Origin of the sequence: Bradyrhizobium sp. sGM-13 (assembly GCF_018398875.1) — a bacterium.
Taxonomy (GTDB): domain Bacteria; phylum Pseudomonadota; class Alphaproteobacteria; order Rhizobiales; family Xanthobacteraceae; genus Bradyrhizobium.
Genome location: NZ_JAGWDK010000463.1, coordinates 1 through 229 on the forward strand (window position 1 = coordinate 1; position 229 = coordinate 229).

Here is a 229-nt window from a genome sequence, read left to right on the forward strand (position 1 = left end):
GGCTGCTTCTGCATCTGCCGGAACACGCTCATGTCGGGCTCGATCCGACCCATCACCCGCGTCCAGGTCGCGTCCGAAATGCCTTTTGCCAGAGCACGCGCGCGAAAATTGTCGCGCCACTGGTCGAAGCCGGGCGGGGCGGCCAAAACGGGAAGCGTCGTCGCAAGCAGAGCGCCGGTACCGAGGCCCAGCACCGTGCGGCGGGTTGGGACTTTCTGGGAATCAGGCT

The 229-nt window shown here is 65.9% G+C and carries 1 pseudogene; it reads right to left on the reverse strand.

The window, feature by feature from the left end:
* Positions 1 to 229 (reverse strand): annotated as a pseudogene (locus KJQ96_RS39675) (lytic murein transglycosylase); the annotation flags it as partial.